The following is an 18,547-nucleotide window of genomic DNA, read 5'->3' as shown; positions in this document are numbered from 1 at the left end:
CTATGCAACTTAAACAAATTCAAGCGATTAACTGGAACCGTATCCAGGACGAAAAAGATCTCGAAGTGTGGAACCGTCTGACCAGCAACTTCTGGCTGCCGGAAAAAGTGCCGTTGTCCAACGATCTGCCGGCATGGCAGTCACTGGACCACCAGCAACAGCAGCTGACCATCCGTGTGTTTACCGGGTTAACGTTGCTCGACACCATCCAAAACGTGATCGGCGCGCCGGGCCTGATGGAAGACGCCATCACGCCGCATGAGGAAGCGGTGCTATCGAATATCAGCTTTATGGAAGCAGTGCATGCGCGTTCCTATAGCTCGATTTTCTCCACCCTGTGCAACACCGCCGATGTCGATGCCGCGTATCGCTGGAGTGAAGAGAACGAAGCGTTGCAGAACAAGGCGAAGATTGTGCTGGAGCACTATCGTGCCGAGGACCCGCTGAAGAAGAAAATCGCCAGCGTGTTCCTGGAATCGTTCCTGTTCTACTCCGGTTTCTGGCTGCCGATGTACTGGTCAAGCCGTGGCAAATTGACCAACACCGCTGACCTGATTCGTTTGATTATTCGCGATGAAGCGGTGCACGGATATTACATCGGCTATAAGTTCCAGAAGGCACTGGAAAAAGTCGACGATGCACGCCGTGAAGAGCTGCAGCAATTTGCCATCGATTTGCTGCTGGCGCTGTATGAAAACGAAGTGGAGTATACCGAAGCGCTGTATGCGGATGTCGGTTGGGCGGAAGAGGTAAAAACCTTCCTGCACTACAACGCCAACAAGGCATTGATGAATCTGGGATATGAGGCGTTGTTCCCATCAGAGCTAACCACGGTGAATCCGGCGATTCTTTCTGCTTTGTCACCGAATGCCGATGAAAATCACGATTTCTTCTCCGGTTCAGGATCTTCCTACGTGATGGGAAAAGCCGTGGAAACCGAAGACGAGGACTGGAATTTCTAGCCTCAGGCCTGCAACACAGGGCGCGCCACAGCGCGCCCTTTCATCGCCTTCATATTTCCTCTTCAGACTGACAAATATTCCCTCGTTATTTCCCTTTTTCATCTTCATTATTTTGTCATTTTAGCGCCATTAATTCGTCCATTATATCGTCTACATAAGCGCAATTTATTCGTGTTTCACTGAGCATTTGCCATGAAAGCGGGTTAAATTCACAAAAAATTCAGAAAAAAATGATTCGCCCTCATCCCTTGTGAACACTGGAATTATCGACAATCTGCGCACGCTCGCTCAACCAAATATCCGCATCAAGGGTTGTCAGATATTCTCACTATGCTAGGTTATAGGGCGCTTAAATTTAATCGAGATCATTACAAGAAATAGCTAAACATTTAACCGGGAAATTAATTACTGCATGGCAATTAAACTCGAAGTAAAGAATTTATATAAGGTATTTGGGGATCACCCCGAAAAGGCATTTAAGCTGATTGAGAAAGGCGAAAGCAAAGAGACGATTCTGGCGAAAACCGGTCTCTCAGTCGGCGTAAAAAATGCCAGTCTGGCCATTGAAGAAGGCGAGATATTCGTCATCATGGGGCTCTCCGGTTCAGGGAAATCCACCATGGTTCGCCTTCTCAATCGTCTGATCGAGCCCACTCGCGGCCAGGTGATCATTGACGGTGTCGATATTGCGAAAATATCGGATGCTGAACTGCGTGAAGTGCGCAGAAATAAGATCAGCATGGTATTCCAATCCTTCGCATTAATGCCCCATATGACGGTTCTCAATAATACCGCCTTCGGCATGGAATTAGCGGGCGTTGCGTTACAGGAACGTCAGGAAAAAGCGCTGGAAGCATTGCGTCAGGTGGGACTGGATAATTATGCCCACGCCTACCCGGATGAACTCTCTGGCGGTATGCGTCAACGCGTCGGATTAGCCCGCGCGCTGGCAATCAATCCCGATATATTATTGATGGATGAAGCCTTCTCCGCCCTCGATCCGCTTATCCGCACTGAAATGCAGGATGAGTTGGTGAAACTGCAGGCGAAACATCAGCGTACCATCGTGTTTATCTCTCACGATCTCGACGAAGCGATGCGTATTGGCGATCGCATCGCCATCATGCAGGGCGGCGAAGTCGTTCAGGTCGGCACGCCGGATGAGATTCTGAATAATCCCGCGAACGATTATGTGCGCACCTTCTTCCGGGGTGTCGATATCAGCCATGTGTTTAGCGCTAAGGATATCGCCCGTCGTAGCGCTGGCGCCCTGATTCGTAAAGCGGCCGGTTTTGGACCGCGATCCGCTATCAAACTGCTGCAGGATGAGGACCGCGAATTTGGCTATGTGCTGGAGAAACAGAAATTTGTCGGCGTGGTTTCAACCGATTCACTTAAAGCAGCACTGGCCGCGGGTGAAGGTCTGGATAGCGCCCTGCTTGAGACGCCGTTAGCGGTTCCTGCGGATACCTCACTGAACGATTTGCTCTCCCACGTAGCCCAAGCGCCCTGCGCGGTGCCGGTGGTGGGCGAGGAGAATCAGTACGTCGGTATTATTTCCAAAAGCATGCTATTGCGCGCTTTAGATCGTGAAGGAGCCCAGTCATGAGTGAACAAACCAGCAATCCGTGGGACAGCGCCAGCCAGACCACGCCGCAACCTGCCACAACAGATTCGAGTGCGGCGGCCAGCAGTAGCGATCCCTGGGGCGGGAGTGCTGCCCCGGCGGATAACAGTGCCAGTTCAGGTTCTACTGATGCCTGGGGCAATGCCTCCAGCACCGGTTCGGATGCTGCCTCCAGCGCAGGCCATGATGCCGCCTCCAGTGCAGGCCATGATGCGGCCTCCTCGGCGGCCAGTAGCAGCGACTGGCTAAGCAGCGCACCGGCGCCGAAACCTGAACATTTCAATATTATGGACCCCTTCCACAACACCATGATCCCGCTGGATCGTTGGGTGACGGAAGGCATCGATTGGGTGGTGAACCATTTCCGCCCGGTGTTCCAGGGCATTCGCGTGCCAGTGGATTATATCCTCAGTGCCTTCCAGAATCTGTTGATGGGGTTGCCTGCACCCGTTGCGATTGCGTTGTTTGCGCTGATCGCCTGGCAGATTGCCAGCCCGGCGATGGGTATTGCCACGCTGATTTCACTGGTGCTGATCGGCATGATCGGCGCCTGGTCGCAAGCGATGGTGACGCTGGCGCTGGTGCTGACCGCCCTGCTGTTCTGCATCATCATTGGATTACCGCTCGGTATCTGGCTGGCGCGCAGTGAGCGTGCGGCGAGAATTGTGCGTCCATTACTGGATGCGATGCAGACCACACCCGCCTTTGTGTACCTGGTGCCAATCGTGATGCTGTTCGGTATCGGTAACGTGCCTGGTGTGGTGGTGACCATTATTTTTGCGTTGCCGCCGATTGTACGTCTGACCATTCTTGGCATTAAACAGGTGCCCGCTGATCTGATTGAAGCCAGCGAGTCCTTTGGTGCCAGCCCCCGCCAGATGCTGTTTAAAGTGCAGTTGCCGCTGGCGATGCCAACCATCATGGCGGGTGTCAACCAGACACTGATGCTAGCACTGTCGATGGTGGTGATCGCCTCGATGATCGCTGTTGGCGGTCTTGGTCAGATGGTCCTGCGCGGTATTGGTCGCCTGGATATGGGCCTCGCCAGTGTTGGCGGTGTCGGTATCGTTATCCTCGCGATTATTCTTGACCGCCTGACACAATCTGTTGGCCGTGACAGCCGCAGCCGTGGTAGTCGCCACTGGTATAACACCGGCCCCGTTGGCTTGTTATTACGCCCCTTCAGTAAAAAAGTCTGATTTCTTTGGACGGCCCGCCGTGGCCGTCCGTCTCCGACGCTACACGTAAAATAAGGAATGACTATGCGCAAGACAGCTCTATTCGCCGCCGTCCTGACGACGTTTGCCGCAACCCACGTGTCCGCCGCCGACCTGCCCGGTAAAGGCATTACGGTTAAACCCGCTCAGAGCACCATTTCCGAAGAGACCTTCCAGACGCTGCTGGTGAGCCGTGCGCTGGAAAAGCTGGGCTACACCGTCGATAAGCCAAGCGAAGTGGATTACAACGTGGCTTACACCACCATTGCAGCGGGTGATGCCACCTTTATGGCGACTAACTGGAAACCACTGCACGATGATATGTACGCCGCTGCCGGTGGCGATCAGAAATTCTACCGTGAGGGCACTTACGTGACCGGCGCGGCACAAGGCTACTTGATCGATAAGAAAACAGCGGATCAGTATCACATTACCAATATTGAACAGCTAAAAGATCCTAAGATCGCCAAGCTGTTTGATACCAACGGAGATGGCAAAGCCGACCTCACCGGCTGTACACCAGGCTGGGGCTGTGAAGCGGTGATTAACCACCAGATTGATGCCTTCAAGCTGAGCAACACCGTTGAGCACAACCAGGGCAACTACTCGGCGATGATTGCCGACACCATTACCCGCTTCAAACAGGGTAAACCGATTCTTTATTATACCTGGACGCCTTACTGGGTAAGTGATGTGCTAAAACCGGGCAAAGATGTGGTGTGGCTGCAGGTGCCGTTCTCATCCATGCCGGGCGCGCAGAGCAAAGTGGATACCAAACTGCCTAACGGCATGAACTATGGCTTCCCGGTCAACACCATGCATATCGTGGCTAACAAAGCCTGGGCTGAGAAAAACCCGGCGGCGGCAAAACTGTTTGCGGAAATGAAGCTGCCACTGGCTGATATCAATGCGGAGAATGCGGCGATGCATGCGGGCCACGCGTCTGAAGCCGACATTAACAGCCACGTAGACGGCTGGATTAAAGGCCATCAGGCCGAGTTTGATAAGTGGGTTTCTGACGCACAGGCTGCGGCGAAGTAATCCTCTTTCCCTCATAGAGCGGCCTTTTGGTCGCTCTTCTCCATCATCCCCGCACATTTCGTGCGTTATAGCGCACTGGTACGTCCTGTCAATTAACACACCATTGAAATAATTTTTTGGGTTACTATTAACCACAAATGATTATCTTCGTTTTTCTTCCGCTGTGAATACGGCTAAGCCGAGACGCATCTCTGCACTATCTGAGGTTAAATCCTCTCAACGAATGCAATTCATCATTTTAACTGGTACGGTATTGATACCGTAAATGTTACAGTTTAGTTAATTAACCCATTGATTTGGTGATGTAATCTCCGCAGCGAAAGTGTTTAGAAAGCGTAAAGACCAACCTAATCACGTGAGTGAGACTATTCATTGATGATTGAGTTTGTTATGGTTAGCAGCACAGTTATTCACCAGAGTTATTTTTTCTCTCGAAATTATTTTTTCTTAAAAATATTTCATGATGCGAATTGATGACAATGTAACCATCCTGCGTGGCAAATTGTCAGGGCGAACTGCCCAAGGTTATGGAACGACCTGGAACGCCAGATGTTGACAATGTGATCGTGCGAACAATCACTGGCGGAAAATATGACTACGCTTAATCTGTCACCATCCTTACTATACCAGTTGCAACTAAGAGGTTTTTTTTAAAATGGAAAGTTCGTTTACTCCCATTGAACAGATGCTGAACATCCGTGCTAACCGCCATAAAGATTTTCCGTTGCAGGAAATCATCCTGACTCGTCTGTGCATGCATATGCAGGGAAAACTGCTGGATAACCGCAACAAGATGTTGAAGGCGCAGGGAATTAACGAGACCTTATTCATGGCGCTGATCACACTTGATGCGCAAGAAAACCAGAGCATCCAGCCTTCTGAACTGAGTTCTGCGCTGGGTTCCTCACGTACTAATGCAACACGTATTGCTGATGAGCTGGAAAAACGTGGCTGGATCGAGCGCCGCGAGAGCGATAATGACCGTCGCTGCCTGCATCTGCACCTGACAGAAAAAGGTAACGAATTCTTACGTCAGCTGCTGCCGCCGCAGCATCAGAGCCTACAGTACCTGTGGTCTTCGCTCTCAACATCCGAGCAGGATCAGCTGGAAGCAATTACGCGCAAGCTGCTTAACCGTCTTGATAAAATGGATGAAGATCAGGTTATCGCTTCCCTGTCGCGCTAATAGCAAGAAGTGCGACACAATCACCTTCCGAAATCGCTATTTTAATCCCCTTTTATCCGGCCAGCGTCTCATACGCTGGCTTTTTCGACTCGGGAAACCGTGTTGAAGGATCAACACAGCCCGGCTAAATGGAAAACGTGGAGAACAACATGAGTGCGACCGCGGAAGCGCAAAGCCCGCAACAGCCAGCGAATAAAAAGAAGAAGCGCAAAGGTGTGCTGATCCTGCTGGCTATCGTGTTTGTATTGATTGGGGTGGCGTATCTGGCTTACTGGTATTTGGTGCTGCGCCATTTCCAGGAAACCGATGACGCCTATGTGGCAGGTAACCAGGTGCAGGTGATGGCACAGGTTTCCGGCAGCGTGAATAAAGTCTGGTTCGATGACACTGACTTCGTGAAAAAAGGCGACATTCTGGTGTCGCTGGATAAAACCGATGCGGAGCAGGCGTTTGAAAAAGCGCAGACTGCACTGGCCACCAGCGTGCGCCAGACGCATCAATTGATGATCAACGGCAAGCAGTATCAGGCCACCATCAAGCTGCAACAGACCGCTCTGGATCAGGCTGAAGCCGATCTGAAACGTCGTGAGCCGCTGGGTGCGTCAAACCTGATTGGTCGTGAAGAACTGCAACACTCACGTGATGCCGTGGCCACGGCGAAAGCACAACTCGATGTCGCCGTGCAGCAGTACAACGCGAACCAGGCGATGATCCTGAATACCGATCTGGAACAGCAACCCGCCGTCAAACAAAGCGCGGCTGAATTGCGTGATGCCTGGCTGGCGCTGCAGCGTACCGATATCCGTAGTCCAATGGATGGCTATATTTCACGTCGTAGTGTTCAGGTCGGTTCGCAGATCTCCACCAGCACGCCGCTGCTGGCGGTAGTGCCTGCCACTAATTTGTGGATCGATGCCAACTTCAAAGAAACGCAGCTTTCCGGCGTGCGCATCGGTCAGCCTGCGACCGTGGTCAGTGATATTTACGGTGATGACGTGGAGTATCACGGTAAAGTTGTCGGCCTGGATATGGGCACGGGTAGCGCCTTCTCTCTGCTGCCGGCACAGAATGCGACAGGTAACTGGATCAAAGTGGTTCAGCGTTTACCGGTGCGTATTGAGCTGGACCCGCAACAGGTGGCTGAACATCCGCTACGTATTGGTCTCTCCACCTTAGTCAAAGTGGATACCCAAAACAAAGACGGTGCCACACTGGCCAGTAGCGTGCGTCCACAAGCGGCGTATGAAAGTAACGCATTGGCAATCGACCTCGCGCCGGTTAACAAGCTGATTACTGATATCGTTCGTGCCAACGCCGATTAATTCCGCGGGAGGCTGTGATGGCACAAAAACCGCTTGAAGGTGCGCCGTTAGTCCTGATGACCATCGCCTTATCCTTGGCGACGTTTATGCAGGTTCTCGACTCCACCATTGCTAACGTGGCGATCCCGACGATCGCCGGTAACCTTGGTGCCTCGAACTCACAGGGCACCTGGGTGATTACCTCATTCGGGGTGGCAAACGCCATCTCGATACCGATTACCGGTTGGTTAGCCAAACGTATCGGTGAAGTGAAGCTGTTTACCTGGTCGACCATTCTGTTTGTGCTGGCCTCATGGGCCTGCGGCATGTCAGAGAGCCTGGAGATGCTGATCTTCTTCCGTATCATCCAGGGTGTGGTCGCCGGTCCGTTGATTCCACTGTCACAGAGTTTGCTGCTGAATAACTACCCGCCAGCCAAGCGCAGCGTGGCACTCTCGCTGTGGGCGATGACGGTGATCGTGGCCCCGATCTGCGGCCCGATCTTAGGCGGCTGGATCAGTGATAACTACCACTGGGGTTGGATCTTCTTTATCAACGTCCCGATTGGTGTGGTCGTCGTCGCGCTGACTCTGCAAACCCTGCGAGGACGCGAAACCAAAACTGAAATCCGACCGATTGATATCGTCGGTCTGGTGCTGTTGGTGGTGGGGATTGGTTCGCTGCAGGTGATGCTCGACCGGGGTAAAGAACTCGACTGGTTTGGCTCCACGGAAATCATTGTACTCACGGTAGTCGCCGTGGTGGCGCTGGCAGTGCTGTTGGTGTGGGAGCTAACGGACGACCATCCGATTGTCGATTTGTCGCTGTTTAAAAAGCGCAACTTCACTATCGGCTGTTTGTCGATCAGTCTGGCTTACATGCTTTACTTCGGCTCGATCGTGTTGCTGCCCCAGTTGCTGCAGGAGGTATACGGCTACACCGCCACCTGGGCAGGTTTGGCGTCAGCGCCGGTCGGCATCATTCCGGTCATCCTGTCGCCGATCATTGGTCGCTTTGCCCACAAGCTGGACATGCGGCGGCTCGTGACCTTCAGCTTTATCATGTACGCCGTCTGTTTCTACTGGCGCGCGTATACGTTTGAGCCGGGGATGGATTTTGGTGCGTCGGCATGGCCGCAGTTTATTCAGGGCTTTGCCGTGGCCTGCTTCTTTATGCCACTGACCACCATTACGCTGTCAGGCTTGCCGCCAGAGCGTATGGCAGCAGCATCGAGCCTGTCGAACTTTGTGCGTACGCTGGCCGGTTCAATCGGTACGTCGATCACCACCACCATGTGGACGGATCGTGAATCGATGCACCACAGCTACCTGTCGGAATCGGTGAATCCCTTCAATCCGAATTCGCAGCAGATGTATGACCAACTGCAAAGCCTGGGCATGACGCAGCAGCAAGCTTCAGCCTACATTGCACAGCAAATTACCAATCAGGGCCTGATTATCTCAGCGAATGAGATCTTCTGGGCATCAGCGGGAGTGTTTTTGATCTTGCTGGTTCTGGTGTGGTTTGCACGTCCGCCATTTGGTGCGGGCGGTGGCGGCGGTGGAGCGCACTAAAGAGTAGAAACAAAAACGGGCCTTTCGGCCCGTTTTCATTTATGCGTTCTGGCGCCACCATTCGGCAAGCAGAATGCCTGTCGCAACGGAGACGTTAAGACTCTCGACGTTGCCGGTACCGCCAATCGACAGGCTGATATCACCCTGCTGGAAGGCGCTGTCGGACAGACCTTCACGCTCCTGGCCCAGTACCAGAACCATTTTGGCTGGCAGCTCAGCTTTCGCCAGCGGCGTGCCTTCATGGCTTGAAGTCGTCACGATGGTATAACCCGCTTTGCGGAAGGCTTCCAGACCGCTGGCAAAACTTTCACCGCTGATCGCCTGCACGTGCTCTGCACCACCTTCGGCAGTACGCACTGCCGCGCCCGACTCCAGCAGTGAAGCATCATTCACCAACAAGCCTTTGACACCGAAGTGTGCGCAGCTACGCATGATGCCACCGAGGTTGTGCGGGTTGCTGACATCTTCCAGCGCCAGCACGCAATCCTTGGTATCAGCTTTTTTCAGCCACTCAGAGACTTCCATGCCCATACGCTTCTTGATAATGAAGCACACGCCGCCGTGGTGTTCGGTGCCTGAAGCCTTAGTCAGCTCGGCATCATCCACCACGTGGTAGGCTTTACGGTTGGCCGCTAACCAGCGCAGCGTTTCGCGGAAGCGTGGCGTTACGCTCTGGATAAACCAGGCACGCACGATGCTCTCTGGACGGCTGGCAAACAGCGCCTGGCAGGCATTTTCACCGTAAACGCGCGTCTCTTCCTGACGCTGACGGCGAATCTGCTCGGGGTCGATGACCGGCTTGTTGCTGCCTGCCTCATCAATCTGGCTGTCGTCCGCTACCGGTGGGCGTGAAACGGTGCGCCACGGTGAATCACCGAAGCTGCGGTTGTCATCGCCACGATCGTCACGACGGCCAAAGCTGCGACCGCGCTCGCTGTTGCGTGCATCACGCGATGGCGTTCCGCGACCACCTGCACTGCTGCGACCACCTTCTTCATTATTACGTGCAGTACGAGGACCAGAACGACGATTATCTTCCTGGCGCGCAGCAGGACGGCCGCCTTTGCCGGTACGGGGATTTGGCTTTTGGCCTGCATCCTCATCACGTACATACATCACTTTTACCTTGCCGCTTTTGCCTTTAAATTCGTCGTTCATTTGTTCCTCCTGCATTGAGAGCGCGAAGATTACCTGATGTGCTGGAGCTTAGCTATCAACTATTGAACCTATTGGGCAATCCAGATTGAGCATAGCACTCAACCTTTTCATAATGTTCGGCAATCATAACATTTACAGGTCCGGTTTGAGGTGACGATGAATACTGTATGTGCCTCCTGTCAGGCAACTAACCGCGTTCCCGAGGAACGTATTGCCGATGGCGCCAAGTGTGGTCGCTGTGGCGACGAGCTTTTCAATGGTGAAGTCGTGAATGCTACCGCAGCCACGCTGGATAAATATTTGCAGGACGATCTGCCCGTGGTGATCGACTTCTGGGCGCCGTGGTGCGGCCCGTGCGTGAACTTCGCGCCTGTTTTTAAGGATGTCGCTGACGAACGCCGCGGTAAAGTGCGCTTTGTGAAAGTGAACACGGAAGCCGAACCGGCACTTAGCTCACGCTTCCGCATTCGCAGTATCCCGACCATTATGGTGTTCAAAAAGGGTGAGATGGTCGACATGTTAAACGGAGCAATGCCCAAAGCGCCGTTTAATGAGTGGCTCGACGAATCACTTTAAGCACCTCAGGCCAGCCCCTGTGCTGGCCTTGCTGTTAGCCTTCCATTAAACTGACGTTTTTTCCTGCCTGCGATTCTATGTCTGAAAATGCCGTTCTGCGCTTACGTGCGCAACGTTTAGCACGCGCTACGCGCCCGTTTCTTGCCCGTGGCAATCGCGTGTTGCGCTGCCAGCGTTGTCTGCTGCCGCAAAAAAACTGCCTGTGCGCCACGCTGCAGCCGCAGCAAGCACGCAGCCGTTTTTGTCTGGTGATGTTCGATACCGAGCCAATGAAACCCAGTAATACGGGGCGCCTGATTGCCGATATCCTGCCTGATACGCTGGCGTTTGGCTGGTCACGCACCGAACCTGATGACGCGATGCTCGCCGCAGTGAAAACTGACGAGTATCAGCCACTGGTGGTGTTTCCGGGCTCGTATGCCGATACAGGCAGGGAAGTGCTCACCACACCTCCGCTCACCGGCAAACCACCGCTATTTATTATGCTGGATGGCACCTGGACCGAAGCCCGCAAGATGTTCCGCAAAAGCCCCTGGCTGGATGCGTTCCCGGTGATGTCACTCAACGTTTCCACACCGTCGCGCTACACGCTGCGGGAAGCGCACGGCGAGGGCCAGCACTGTACCGCTGAAGTGGCCGCCGCGCTGCTGGAACAGACAGGAGATGTTGAAGCAGCAAGCGCGTTACAGCAGCATTTTGAGCATTTCCGTCACGCTTATCTGGCAGGCAAGCCGCATCATCCGGTGCACTATCAGGAAAGCGTGCTGTAGGGATCGCCTGATTTTTTAACTTGTCCGTTTGATTTATAGTCGCACATCGCCATGGAGTTGGCTCCCAACATAAGGATGATGCGCTATGAAAGTCTGGTGGCTTGTTGTGCTGCTGATAGCGGGCTGCAGCACGGCCCCGCAAACTGACCGCCCTTACCCACTGCAGTTACAATCCGTTAGCACACGCCCAGGTGGCATCATTAGCGTTGCTGAATTGCAGCCCGGTGATTTGCTGCTCTCCTCCGCCACCTCGCCTCAATCCTGGGGCATTCGCCTGATCAGCTTCAGCGGTGTCAGCCATGCCGCAATCTATCTGGGTGATCGGCAAGTGGCGGAAGCCGTGGGCAGTGGTGTCAAAATCATTCCGCTGCAACAGGCTATTGAGGAGAGTAATAATTTGTTGGTGCTACGCGTGCCCAGCCTCACTCAAGACCAAAGCTCGCTGTTGCGCGAATTTGCCCACCAGCAACAAGGCAAAAAATACAATTTCAAAGGTATCGTGATGTTCATGCCGTTTATGGTTTCGCGCCGCGTCTGCGAGCTGCCGCTGATGCATGAAAATCTACGCAGTGCCTGTCTCACTGCATTAGCGCGCGTGCAACTCGCCGACGTTGACGATCCTCAAGCCAATCGCTTCTTCTGCTCAGAATTCGTCATCGCAGGATATCGCCATGCAGGCGTCGAGCTACTTCAGGGACAAGCGAGCTGGGTCAGTCCGGCTGATCTCATGCATCTGCGTGATGGAGATGTCTCAGCATGGCATAGCGAGCAGAATATGCAGTACATCGGCCATTTAAAGCGCTGGAACCTTAAAGAGATCCTCAGCCTGCGATCGGCGAGTCGGCAAGCAGAGTAAAAAGCGTTTACAATCATGCCAATCTTGATGTCGGGAGCGGATGATGAGCCAACGCGGACTGGAAGCACTGTTACGACCTAAATCAATCGCGGTGATTGGTGCGTCAGTTACACCGGGGCGCGCCGGCTACTTTATGATGCGTAATTTGCTGGCAGGCGGATTTAGCGGTCCGGTGCTGCCGGTCACGCCGAAGTATAAAGCCGTGAGCGGTGTGCTGGCCTGGCCGGATATTGCCAGCCTGCCGTTCGCGCCCGATCTCGCCATTATCTGTACTCATGCCAAACGTAATCTGGAACTGCTGCAGCAGTTGGGTGAAAAAGGCTGCAAAGCCTGCATCATTCTCTCCGCGCCCGCCAGTCAGTTGGAAGAATTGAAAGCCTGTGCCAGCCAGTGGCAAATTCGCCTGCTCGGCCCGAACAGTCTGGGATTGCTGGCCCCCTGGCAAGGATTAAACGCCAGCTTCTCGCCGGTGCCGATCGCAAAAGGACGCATTGCCTTTATTTCTCAATCCGCTGCGGTCTCCAACACCATTCTTGATTGGGCTCAGCAGCGCAATCTCGGCTTCTCCTGGTTTATCGCTTTGGGCGACAGTCTGGATATTGATGTTGATGATTTGCTGGATTTCCTGGCGCGTGACGGCAAAACCAGCGCCATTTTGCTCTATCTTGAACATCTCAGTGATGCGCGCCGTTTTGTTTCGGCCTCTCGTAGCGCCTCACGCAATAAACCGATTCTGGTGATCAAAAGCGGTCGTAGCCACCAGGCACAGGCGATGATTGGCACACTCAGCGGGCTGGATGCCGCATGGGATGCCGCGATTCAGCGTGCCGGTTTGCTGCGTGTACAGGACACGCATGAACTGTTTTCAGCGGTGGAATCGCTGAGCCATATGCGCCCCTTGCGCGGTGATCGTTTAATGATCATCAGCAACGGCGCAGCCCCCGCAGCCTTAGCACTGGATGAGCTGTACGCGCGTAATGGCAAACTGGCTACGCTGAGTGATGAGACCTTACAAGCCTTAGCCACGTTGTTACCGGAAGGCGTTGGGCGCGGTAATCCGCTGGATCTCAAGGACGATGCCACACCAGCGCGCTATGTTGCCTGCATAGAACAACTACTGGATAGCCATGAACTCGATGCATTAATGATTATCCATGCCCCGAGCGCCGTGTCTCCCGCCAGTGAAACGGCCGAACAAATTATCGCGGCCGTGGCTAAACATCCGCGCGGCAAGCAGGTAACACTGCTCACTAACTGGTGTGGCGAATACTCGTCACAAGCCGCTCGTCGTGCTTTCACTCAGGCCGGAATCCCCACCTGGCGCACGCCAGAAGGCACTGTTACCGCGTTCATGCATCAGGTCGAATATCGCCGTAATCAGAAGCAACTGCGTGAAACACCCGCCTTGCCCATTGGCCTGACGCAAAACAGCGCACAGGCGCACCAGTTGATTCAACAAGCGCTGGATCAGGGCATTAACACCCTGGATACCCACGAAGTCCAGCCGGTGTTACAAGCCTATGGATTAGCAACGCTGCCGACCTGGATTGCGAGTGACAGTCGCGAAGCGGCCAGCATTGCCGACCAGATTGGTTACCCCGTGGCGCTCAAACTGCGTTCACCGGATATCCCACACAAGTCTGAAGTTCAGGGGGTAATGCTTTATCTGCGCAGCGCTGCGGAAGTTGAGCAAGCCGCTGAGGCGATTTTTGATCGTGTGCGCAATACACATCCACAAGCGCGTATCGATGGCTTACTGGTGCAAAGCATGGCAAACCGGGCCGGCGCACAAGAATTACGCGTGGTGGTGGAACAAGATCCGTTGTTTGGTCCGATTATCATGCTGGGTGAAGGTGGAGTGGAGTGGCAGCCGGATAGGCAGGCTGCAGTGGCATTACCCCCGTTGAATATGACGCTAGCGCGTTACCTGGTGATTCAGGCGATGAAGAGCGGCAAGGTGCGCAGTCGCAGTGCGTTGCGTCCACTGGATATTGCCGGGCTGAGCCAATTGCTGGTGCAGGTTTCTAACCTGGTGGTAGATTGCCCGGAGATCCAGCGGCTGGATATCCATCCGTTGCTGGCCTCCGCGAATGAATTCACCTTGCTGGATGTCACACTGCAGCTCGCGCCATTTACCGGTGATAACGAAGCACGCCTGGCGATTCGCCCTTATCCACACCACCTTGAAGAGCAGGTGCAGTTGAAAGATGGACAGCATTGCCTGTTCCGCCCGATCCTGCCGGAAGATGAACCGCAACTGCGCGCGTTTATCGCTCAGGTAACGAAAGAAGATCTCTATTATCGTTATTTCAGTGAGATCAATGAGTTCACGCATGAGGATCTCGCCAACATGACCCAAATCGACTATGACCGAGAGATGGCCATTGTTGCAGTACGACAGCACGACGGGAATGACGAGATTATTGGTGTGACGCGTGCGATCTCGGATGCCGATAACATTGATGCGGAGTTTTCGGTGCTGGTGCGCTCCGATCTGAAAGGACTCGGGATGGGCAGACGATTGCTGGAAAAGATGATCCGCTACACGCGCGATCATGGTCTGCAACAATTGAACGGTATCACCATGCCACACAACACCGGCATGATTACGCTGGCACGAAAACTTAATTTTCGTGTGAATATTCAATTGGATGATGGCATTGTCAGCCTGAATTTACCGCTCGGTGAGGCGTGATGATATCCTGTACAGAAAGGTAAAAATCCTCCTTATCAGGCCGGTTGGTGTTATTATTTACCGTTAGGATCATGATTTGATGGCAAAAGGCCATGCAATGAACAGAGAAGAAGTGCACTGTGATGTTGTCTAAATTTAAACGCAATAAACACCAACAACACCTCGCACAGCTGCCTAAACTGTCACAATCCGTGTCGGATGTGACCACGCTTTACTCGCCTGCCGAGTTCCGTGAGACCCTGCTGACGAAAATCGCTGCGGCTGAAAAACGCATCTGCATCGCCGCGCTCTATCTCGAGAACGACGACGGCGGGCGTGGCATCATGCAGGCGCTCTATGCTGCGCGTCAGGCACGTCCGGAGCTGGATATCAGCATTCTGGTGGATTGGCATCGCGCGCAGCGTGGCCGAATTGGCGCCGCTCGTGGACTGACCAACGCAGACTGGTATTGCGAGATGGCAGCACAGCATCCCGATATCGCTATTCCAGTGTATGGCATTCCCGTTAACACGCGTGAAGCACTTGGCGTACTGCATCTGAAAGGCTTCATCATTGATGACACCTTGCTGTACAGCGGTGCCAGCCTGAATGATGTTTATCTGCATCAGCATGATAAATATCGCTATGATCGCTATCAGTTAATCCGTAATCCACAATTGGCGGACACCATGTACGCGTGGATTTGCGAAAATCTCAAGCAGTCCGATGCGGTTAATCGCCTTGACCAGACTGAGCGTCCATCCAGCCCTGAAATTAAAAACGAAACACGCCAGTTCCGTCAGGATTTGCGCAGTTTTAATTACCAGTTCGCGGGGAATGCTGACAATGAGTCACTGGCGGTCACGCCGCTGGTGGGCCTTGGCAAACGCAGTCTGCTCAATAAAACCATCTTCCATTTGATGCCGTGCGCCGAGCGTAAACTTACGCTGTGCACGCCTTACTTCAACCTGCCTGCGATCCTGGTGCGTAATCTGATTCATCTGCTGCGTCAGGGTAAAGAGGTGGAGATCATCGTGGGCGATAAAACCGCCAACGATTTCTACATCCCGCCTGAGCAGCCGTTTAAAATCATCGGCGCACTGCCCTATCTGTATGAGATCAACCTGCGACGCTTTCTGAGCCGTTTGCAGTATTACGTCAATAACGGCCAGTTGACCGTGCGTCTGTGGAAAGACGGCGAAAACAGTTATCACCTGAAAGGTATTTGGGTGGATGACGAGTGGATGATGATTACCGGCAATAACCTTAATCCGCGCGCCTGGCGACTGGATTTGGAAAATGCGGTGCTGATCCACGATCCTAAGAATGAGCTGGCAGAACAGCGCGAGAAAGAGTTGGCGTTGATTCGTGAACATACCACGACGGTTCAGCACTTCCGCGAATTAGAGAGTATTTCTGACTATCCGGCGAAAGTACGTAAGTTAATCCGTCGTCTACGCCGTATCCGTATTGACCGTCTTATCAGTCGTTTACTCTAGCCGATGCGTGCGCTCATCCTCTGCGTAGTTTTACTTTGTAGTGGATGTGCGCATGTGGCACAAGATAACTGGACCGGTAAGGACAAAGCCGAACACTTCTTCTCTTCTGCCGTGCTAGCCGCTGCCGGCAGCGAAATCTCCCAACACCAGCATCAAAGCCGTGGACAAAATTTACGTTTTGGCTTTTTGTTCTCGCTGAGTTTTGGCGTAGGAAAAGAGTTATATGACAGCCGCTCTTCGGGGAGCGGCTGGAGTTGGAAAGATCTCAGCTATGACGTGGCGGGAGCGGCCACTGGCGTTGCCCTGTGGAATTTAAGCCAATAATCACAGTGTAATGCCCTTCCCTTTGCGATGGAGCATCAGGGAAATAACGAAGGCCAATGCCCCCATCGCCGACACATACCAGAAGAAACTGGTTTCAATCCCCTCTTTCTTCAGCAGTAAAGCGACATACTCGGCCGAACCACCAAAGATCGCATTAGCCACCGCATAAGATAAGCCGACGCCTAGCGCGCGCACTTCTGGTGGGAACATTTCTGCTTTCAGAATGCCGCTGATAGCGGTATAGAAACTGGTGATAATCAGCGCCAGCATAATCAACGCAAATGCAGCCCAACTGCTCTGCACATTTTGCAGCATCATCAGGATCGGTACGGTACAGATCGCTGCCCCCGCACCAAAGATCATCATCGAAGATCGACGACCGATCTTATCTGACAGCGCCCCGACGATCGGCTGAATCAGCATGAAGACGAATAATGCGGCTGTCATCAATCCACTGGCGCTGCGTGCATCCATCCCCGCCGTATTGACCAGATACTTTTGCATATAGGTGGTGAAGGTATAGAAGCTCAGTGAACCGCCGGCAGTAAAGCCCAATACCATCAGAAACGCGCGTGAGTGATTGCGCAGCAAACCCATAACGCTGCCCGCATCTTTATGTTCACGATTCTTTTTCTCGGAGGTTTCATTCAGTGAGCGACGCAGCCACAGTGCGACAACGGCCAGCACGGCACCAAGGAAGAAAGGGATGCGCCAGCCCCAGTTGCGCAACTCTTCGTCGCTGAGGATCTGTTGCAGCACCACTACGGTGAGCACGGCTAACAGCTGGCCGCCAATCAGTGTCACGTACTGGAATGAAGCATAAAAACCTTTACGCCCTTCTAAAGCGACTTCACTCATATAAGTGGCGCTGGTGCCATACTCTCCGCCCACTGACAACCCTTGAAACATACGCGCCAGCAGCAGGATCACTGGTGCCGCCACGCCAATTTCGCCGTATCCTGGCAGGCAAGCGATAACCAGGGATCCTAAACACATCATGCAGACAGAAATCAGCATTGAGTTTTTACGTCCATGGCGATCGGCTATATAGCCAAATAACCAGCCACCAATCGGACGCATCAAAAATCCAGCGGCGAATACGCCTGCGGTTTGCAGTAACTGCGTGGTGGTATCACCTGCGGGGAAGAATACATGCGCGAAATAGAGTGAGAAAAAGGAGTAAACGTAAAAGTCGAACCATTCGACCAGATTGCCTGATGATGCGCCCACAATCGCCCAGATGCGCTGTTTGCTGTTTATCGTTGATTCAGATGGTGCCACTTTTTGTTGTAGTGAGTCGGTCATGTCTTACCTCATTTCCTTGCGATAAATTAATGCCAAAGGATTCAGTAAAGCACGTGTTGGGCGGTTTCGGGAATTGGATGACGTTGAAGGTGCTAATTTGTGATTAGTAAGGGATTTTGGGGTGAAATTAGGACGATTTTTCAGTACTGGTTGAAGGATTCAAAGATGAATCCTGTACCTAAAATCGCGCTGTGGCGGCGTGGTGTCAAAGGTGAAGAGGCTGATTTACTGGATGGATATGTGATTGCGCTGGCCAGCGATGAGAAATTAACGATCGGCTGCCTTATTCCTGATATTAATCAGCCGGTTATCGTGTCTTATTTTATCGAAAACTGGCTGAAAAAGGGCCGGTAAGCGGGGCAATTTTTGCGGGACTGGCTGAATTTCAGACTTAAAATCTCCTGGCTACAGACGTAAAAAAACCCTGAACTTTCGTTCAGGGTTTCTTCACTTGTTTGATGCCTGGCAGTTCCCTAC

16 protein-coding genes are annotated in these 18,547 nt (G+C 53.1%); 14 read left to right on the top strand and 2 right to left on the bottom strand.

What is annotated here, in order from left to right:
* Positions 1–2: 2 nt before the first annotated feature.
* The 7 genes from nrdF to emrB all read left to right on the top strand — a co-directional run bounded on the left by nrdF (position 3) and on the right by emrB (position 8,908).
* Positions 3–962, top strand: coding sequence for a class 1b ribonucleoside-diphosphate reductase subunit beta (gene nrdF, locus ACCW76_RS17725; protein WP_436339507.1), 960 nt, complete (start codon positions 3–5; stop codon positions 960–962).
* A gap of 412 nt (positions 963–1,374) precedes the next feature.
* Positions 1,375–2,571 (top strand): glycine betaine/L-proline ABC transporter ATP-binding protein ProV, encoded by a 1,197-nt coding sequence (gene proV, locus ACCW76_RS17720; protein ID WP_436339506.1) that lies wholly within the window; start codon positions 1,375–1,377, stop codon positions 2,569–2,571.
* Positions 2,568–3,788, top strand: a complete 1,221-nt coding sequence (gene proW, locus ACCW76_RS17715) for a glycine betaine/L-proline ABC transporter permease ProW (protein ID WP_436339505.1) — start codon at positions 2,568–2,570, stop codon at positions 3,786–3,788. The genes proV and proW overlap by 4 nt, the downstream gene beginning before the upstream one ends.
* 63 nt (positions 3,789–3,851) lie before the next feature.
* Positions 3,852–4,847 (top strand): glycine betaine/L-proline ABC transporter substrate-binding protein ProX, encoded by a 996-nt coding sequence (gene proX, locus ACCW76_RS17710; RefSeq protein WP_436339503.1) that lies wholly within the window; start codon positions 3,852–3,854, stop codon positions 4,845–4,847.
* A gap of 655 nt (positions 4,848–5,502) precedes the next feature.
* Positions 5,503–6,033, top strand: coding sequence for a transcriptional repressor MprA (gene mprA, locus ACCW76_RS17705; protein WP_034825472.1), 531 nt, complete (start codon positions 5,503–5,505; stop codon positions 6,031–6,033).
* 149 nt (positions 6,034–6,182) lie between these two features.
* Entirely contained in the window at positions 6,183–7,355 is a 1,173-nt protein-coding gene (gene emrA, locus ACCW76_RS17700; protein ID WP_038649923.1) for a multidrug efflux MFS transporter periplasmic adaptor subunit EmrA, read from the top strand.
* A gap of 14 nt (positions 7,356–7,369) precedes the next feature.
* Complete coding sequence (gene emrB / locus ACCW76_RS17695; protein WP_156149368.1) at positions 7,370–8,908, top strand: multidrug efflux MFS transporter permease subunit EmrB; 1,539 nt, start codon at positions 7,370–7,372, stop codon at positions 8,906–8,908.
* A 39-nt stretch (positions 8,909–8,947) separates the two neighbouring features.
* On the opposite strand, the gene ACCW76_RS17690 is transcribed toward emrB, so the two are convergent.
* On the bottom strand, positions 8,948–10,066 hold the full coding sequence (locus ACCW76_RS17690) for a tRNA/rRNA methyltransferase (protein WP_436339501.1): 1,119 nt from the start codon (positions 10,064–10,066) through the stop codon (positions 8,948–8,950).
* 156 nt (positions 10,067–10,222) lie between these two features.
* On the opposite strand from ACCW76_RS17690, the gene trxC reads away from it, so the two are divergent.
* The 6 genes from trxC to ACCW76_RS17660 all read left to right on the top strand — a co-directional run bounded on the left by trxC (position 10,223) and on the right by ACCW76_RS17660 (position 16,765).
* Positions 10,223–10,642, top strand: coding sequence for a thioredoxin TrxC (trxC, locus tag ACCW76_RS17685; RefSeq protein WP_038645267.1), 420 nt, complete (start codon positions 10,223–10,225; stop codon positions 10,640–10,642).
* Positions 10,643–10,719: 77 nt separating this feature from the next.
* A complete protein-coding gene (locus ACCW76_RS17680; RefSeq protein ID WP_436339500.1) occupies positions 10,720–11,412 on the top strand; it encodes a tRNA-uridine aminocarboxypropyltransferase in 693 nt (230 codons plus the stop codon).
* An 85-nt stretch (positions 11,413–11,497) separates the two neighbouring features.
* A complete protein-coding gene (locus tag ACCW76_RS17675; protein ID WP_182058975.1) occupies positions 11,498–12,268 on the top strand; it encodes a YaeF family permuted papain-like enzyme in 771 nt (256 codons plus the stop codon).
* A 43-nt stretch (positions 12,269–12,311) separates the two neighbouring features.
* On the top strand, positions 12,312–14,963 hold the full coding sequence (locus tag ACCW76_RS17670) for a bifunctional acetate--CoA ligase family protein/GNAT family N-acetyltransferase (protein WP_436339553.1): 2,652 nt from the start codon (positions 12,312–12,314) through the stop codon (positions 14,961–14,963).
* Between the two features lie 122 nt (positions 14,964–15,085).
* A complete protein-coding gene (pssA, locus tag ACCW76_RS17665; protein ID WP_038645259.1) occupies positions 15,086–16,441 on the top strand; it encodes a CDP-diacylglycerol--serine O-phosphatidyltransferase in 1,356 nt (451 codons plus the stop codon).
* 3 nt (positions 16,442–16,444) lie between these two features.
* A complete protein-coding gene (locus ACCW76_RS17660; protein ID WP_038645257.1) occupies positions 16,445–16,765 on the top strand; it encodes a YfiM family lipoprotein in 321 nt (106 codons plus the stop codon).
* Here the strand turns inward: ACCW76_RS17660 and ACCW76_RS17655 are convergent, their stop codons facing one another.
* Positions 16,766–18,070 carry an MFS family transporter gene (locus ACCW76_RS17655; protein ID WP_045815836.1) on the bottom strand — a complete coding sequence of 435 codons (1,305 nt, stop codon included), beginning with the start codon at positions 18,068–18,070 and terminating at the stop codon, positions 16,766–16,768.
* A gap of 99 nt (positions 18,071–18,169) precedes the next feature.
* Here ACCW76_RS17655 and ACCW76_RS17650 point away from each other — a divergent pair, with 99 nt between their 5' ends.
* Positions 18,170–18,424 (top strand): hypothetical protein, encoded by a 255-nt coding sequence (locus ACCW76_RS17650; protein ID WP_436339499.1) that lies wholly within the window; start codon positions 18,170–18,172, stop codon positions 18,422–18,424.
* The last annotated feature ends 123 nt before the right edge of the window (positions 18,425–18,547 follow it).

The sequence above is a fragment of the Pantoea sp. C8B4 genome (assembly GCF_051336905.1).
Classification (GTDB): domain Bacteria; phylum Pseudomonadota; class Gammaproteobacteria; order Enterobacterales; family Enterobacteriaceae; genus Pantoea; species Pantoea rwandensis_B.
The sequence above is the reverse complement of the archived record's forward strand: the minus strand, read 5'-3'. Positions and strand labels throughout refer to the sequence as shown.

Excerpts from the sequence above, each read along its gene's own strand:
- proX (WP_436339503.1), top strand. The coding sequence starts at position 3,852 with ATGCGCAAGACAGCTCTATTCGCCGCCGTCCTGACGACGTTTGCCGCA.
- ACCW76_RS17690 (WP_436339501.1), bottom strand. The coding sequence starts at position 10,066 with ATGAACGACGAATTTAAAGGCAAAAGCGGCAAGGTAAAAGTGATGTAT.
- proW (WP_436339505.1), top strand. The coding sequence starts at position 2,568 with ATGAGTGAACAAACCAGCAATCCGTGGGACAGCGCCAGCCAGACCACG.
- proV (WP_436339506.1), top strand. The coding sequence starts at position 1,375 with ATGGCAATTAAACTCGAAGTAAAGAATTTATATAAGGTATTTGGGGAT.
- mprA (WP_034825472.1), top strand. The coding sequence starts at position 5,503 with ATGGAAAGTTCGTTTACTCCCATTGAACAGATGCTGAACATCCGTGCT.
- nrdF (WP_436339507.1), top strand. The coding sequence starts at position 3 with ATGCAACTTAAACAAATTCAAGCGATTAACTGGAACCGTATCCAGGAC.
- ACCW76_RS17655 (WP_045815836.1), bottom strand. The coding sequence starts at position 18,070 with ATGACCGACTCACTACAACAAAAAGTGGCACCATCTGAATCAACGATA.
- pssA (WP_038645259.1), top strand. The coding sequence starts at position 15,086 with ATGTTGTCTAAATTTAAACGCAATAAACACCAACAACACCTCGCACAG.
- ACCW76_RS17670 (WP_436339553.1), top strand. The coding sequence starts at position 12,312 with ATGAGCCAACGCGGACTGGAAGCACTGTTACGACCTAAATCAATCGCG.
- ACCW76_RS17660 (WP_038645257.1), top strand. The coding sequence starts at position 16,445 with ATGCGTGCGCTCATCCTCTGCGTAGTTTTACTTTGTAGTGGATGTGCG.
- ACCW76_RS17680 (WP_436339500.1), top strand. The coding sequence starts at position 10,720 with ATGTCTGAAAATGCCGTTCTGCGCTTACGTGCGCAACGTTTAGCACGC.
- emrA (WP_038649923.1), top strand. The coding sequence starts at position 6,183 with ATGAGTGCGACCGCGGAAGCGCAAAGCCCGCAACAGCCAGCGAATAAA.
- ACCW76_RS17675 (WP_182058975.1), top strand. The coding sequence starts at position 11,498 with ATGAAAGTCTGGTGGCTTGTTGTGCTGCTGATAGCGGGCTGCAGCACG.
- trxC (WP_038645267.1), top strand. The coding sequence starts at position 10,223 with ATGAATACTGTATGTGCCTCCTGTCAGGCAACTAACCGCGTTCCCGAG.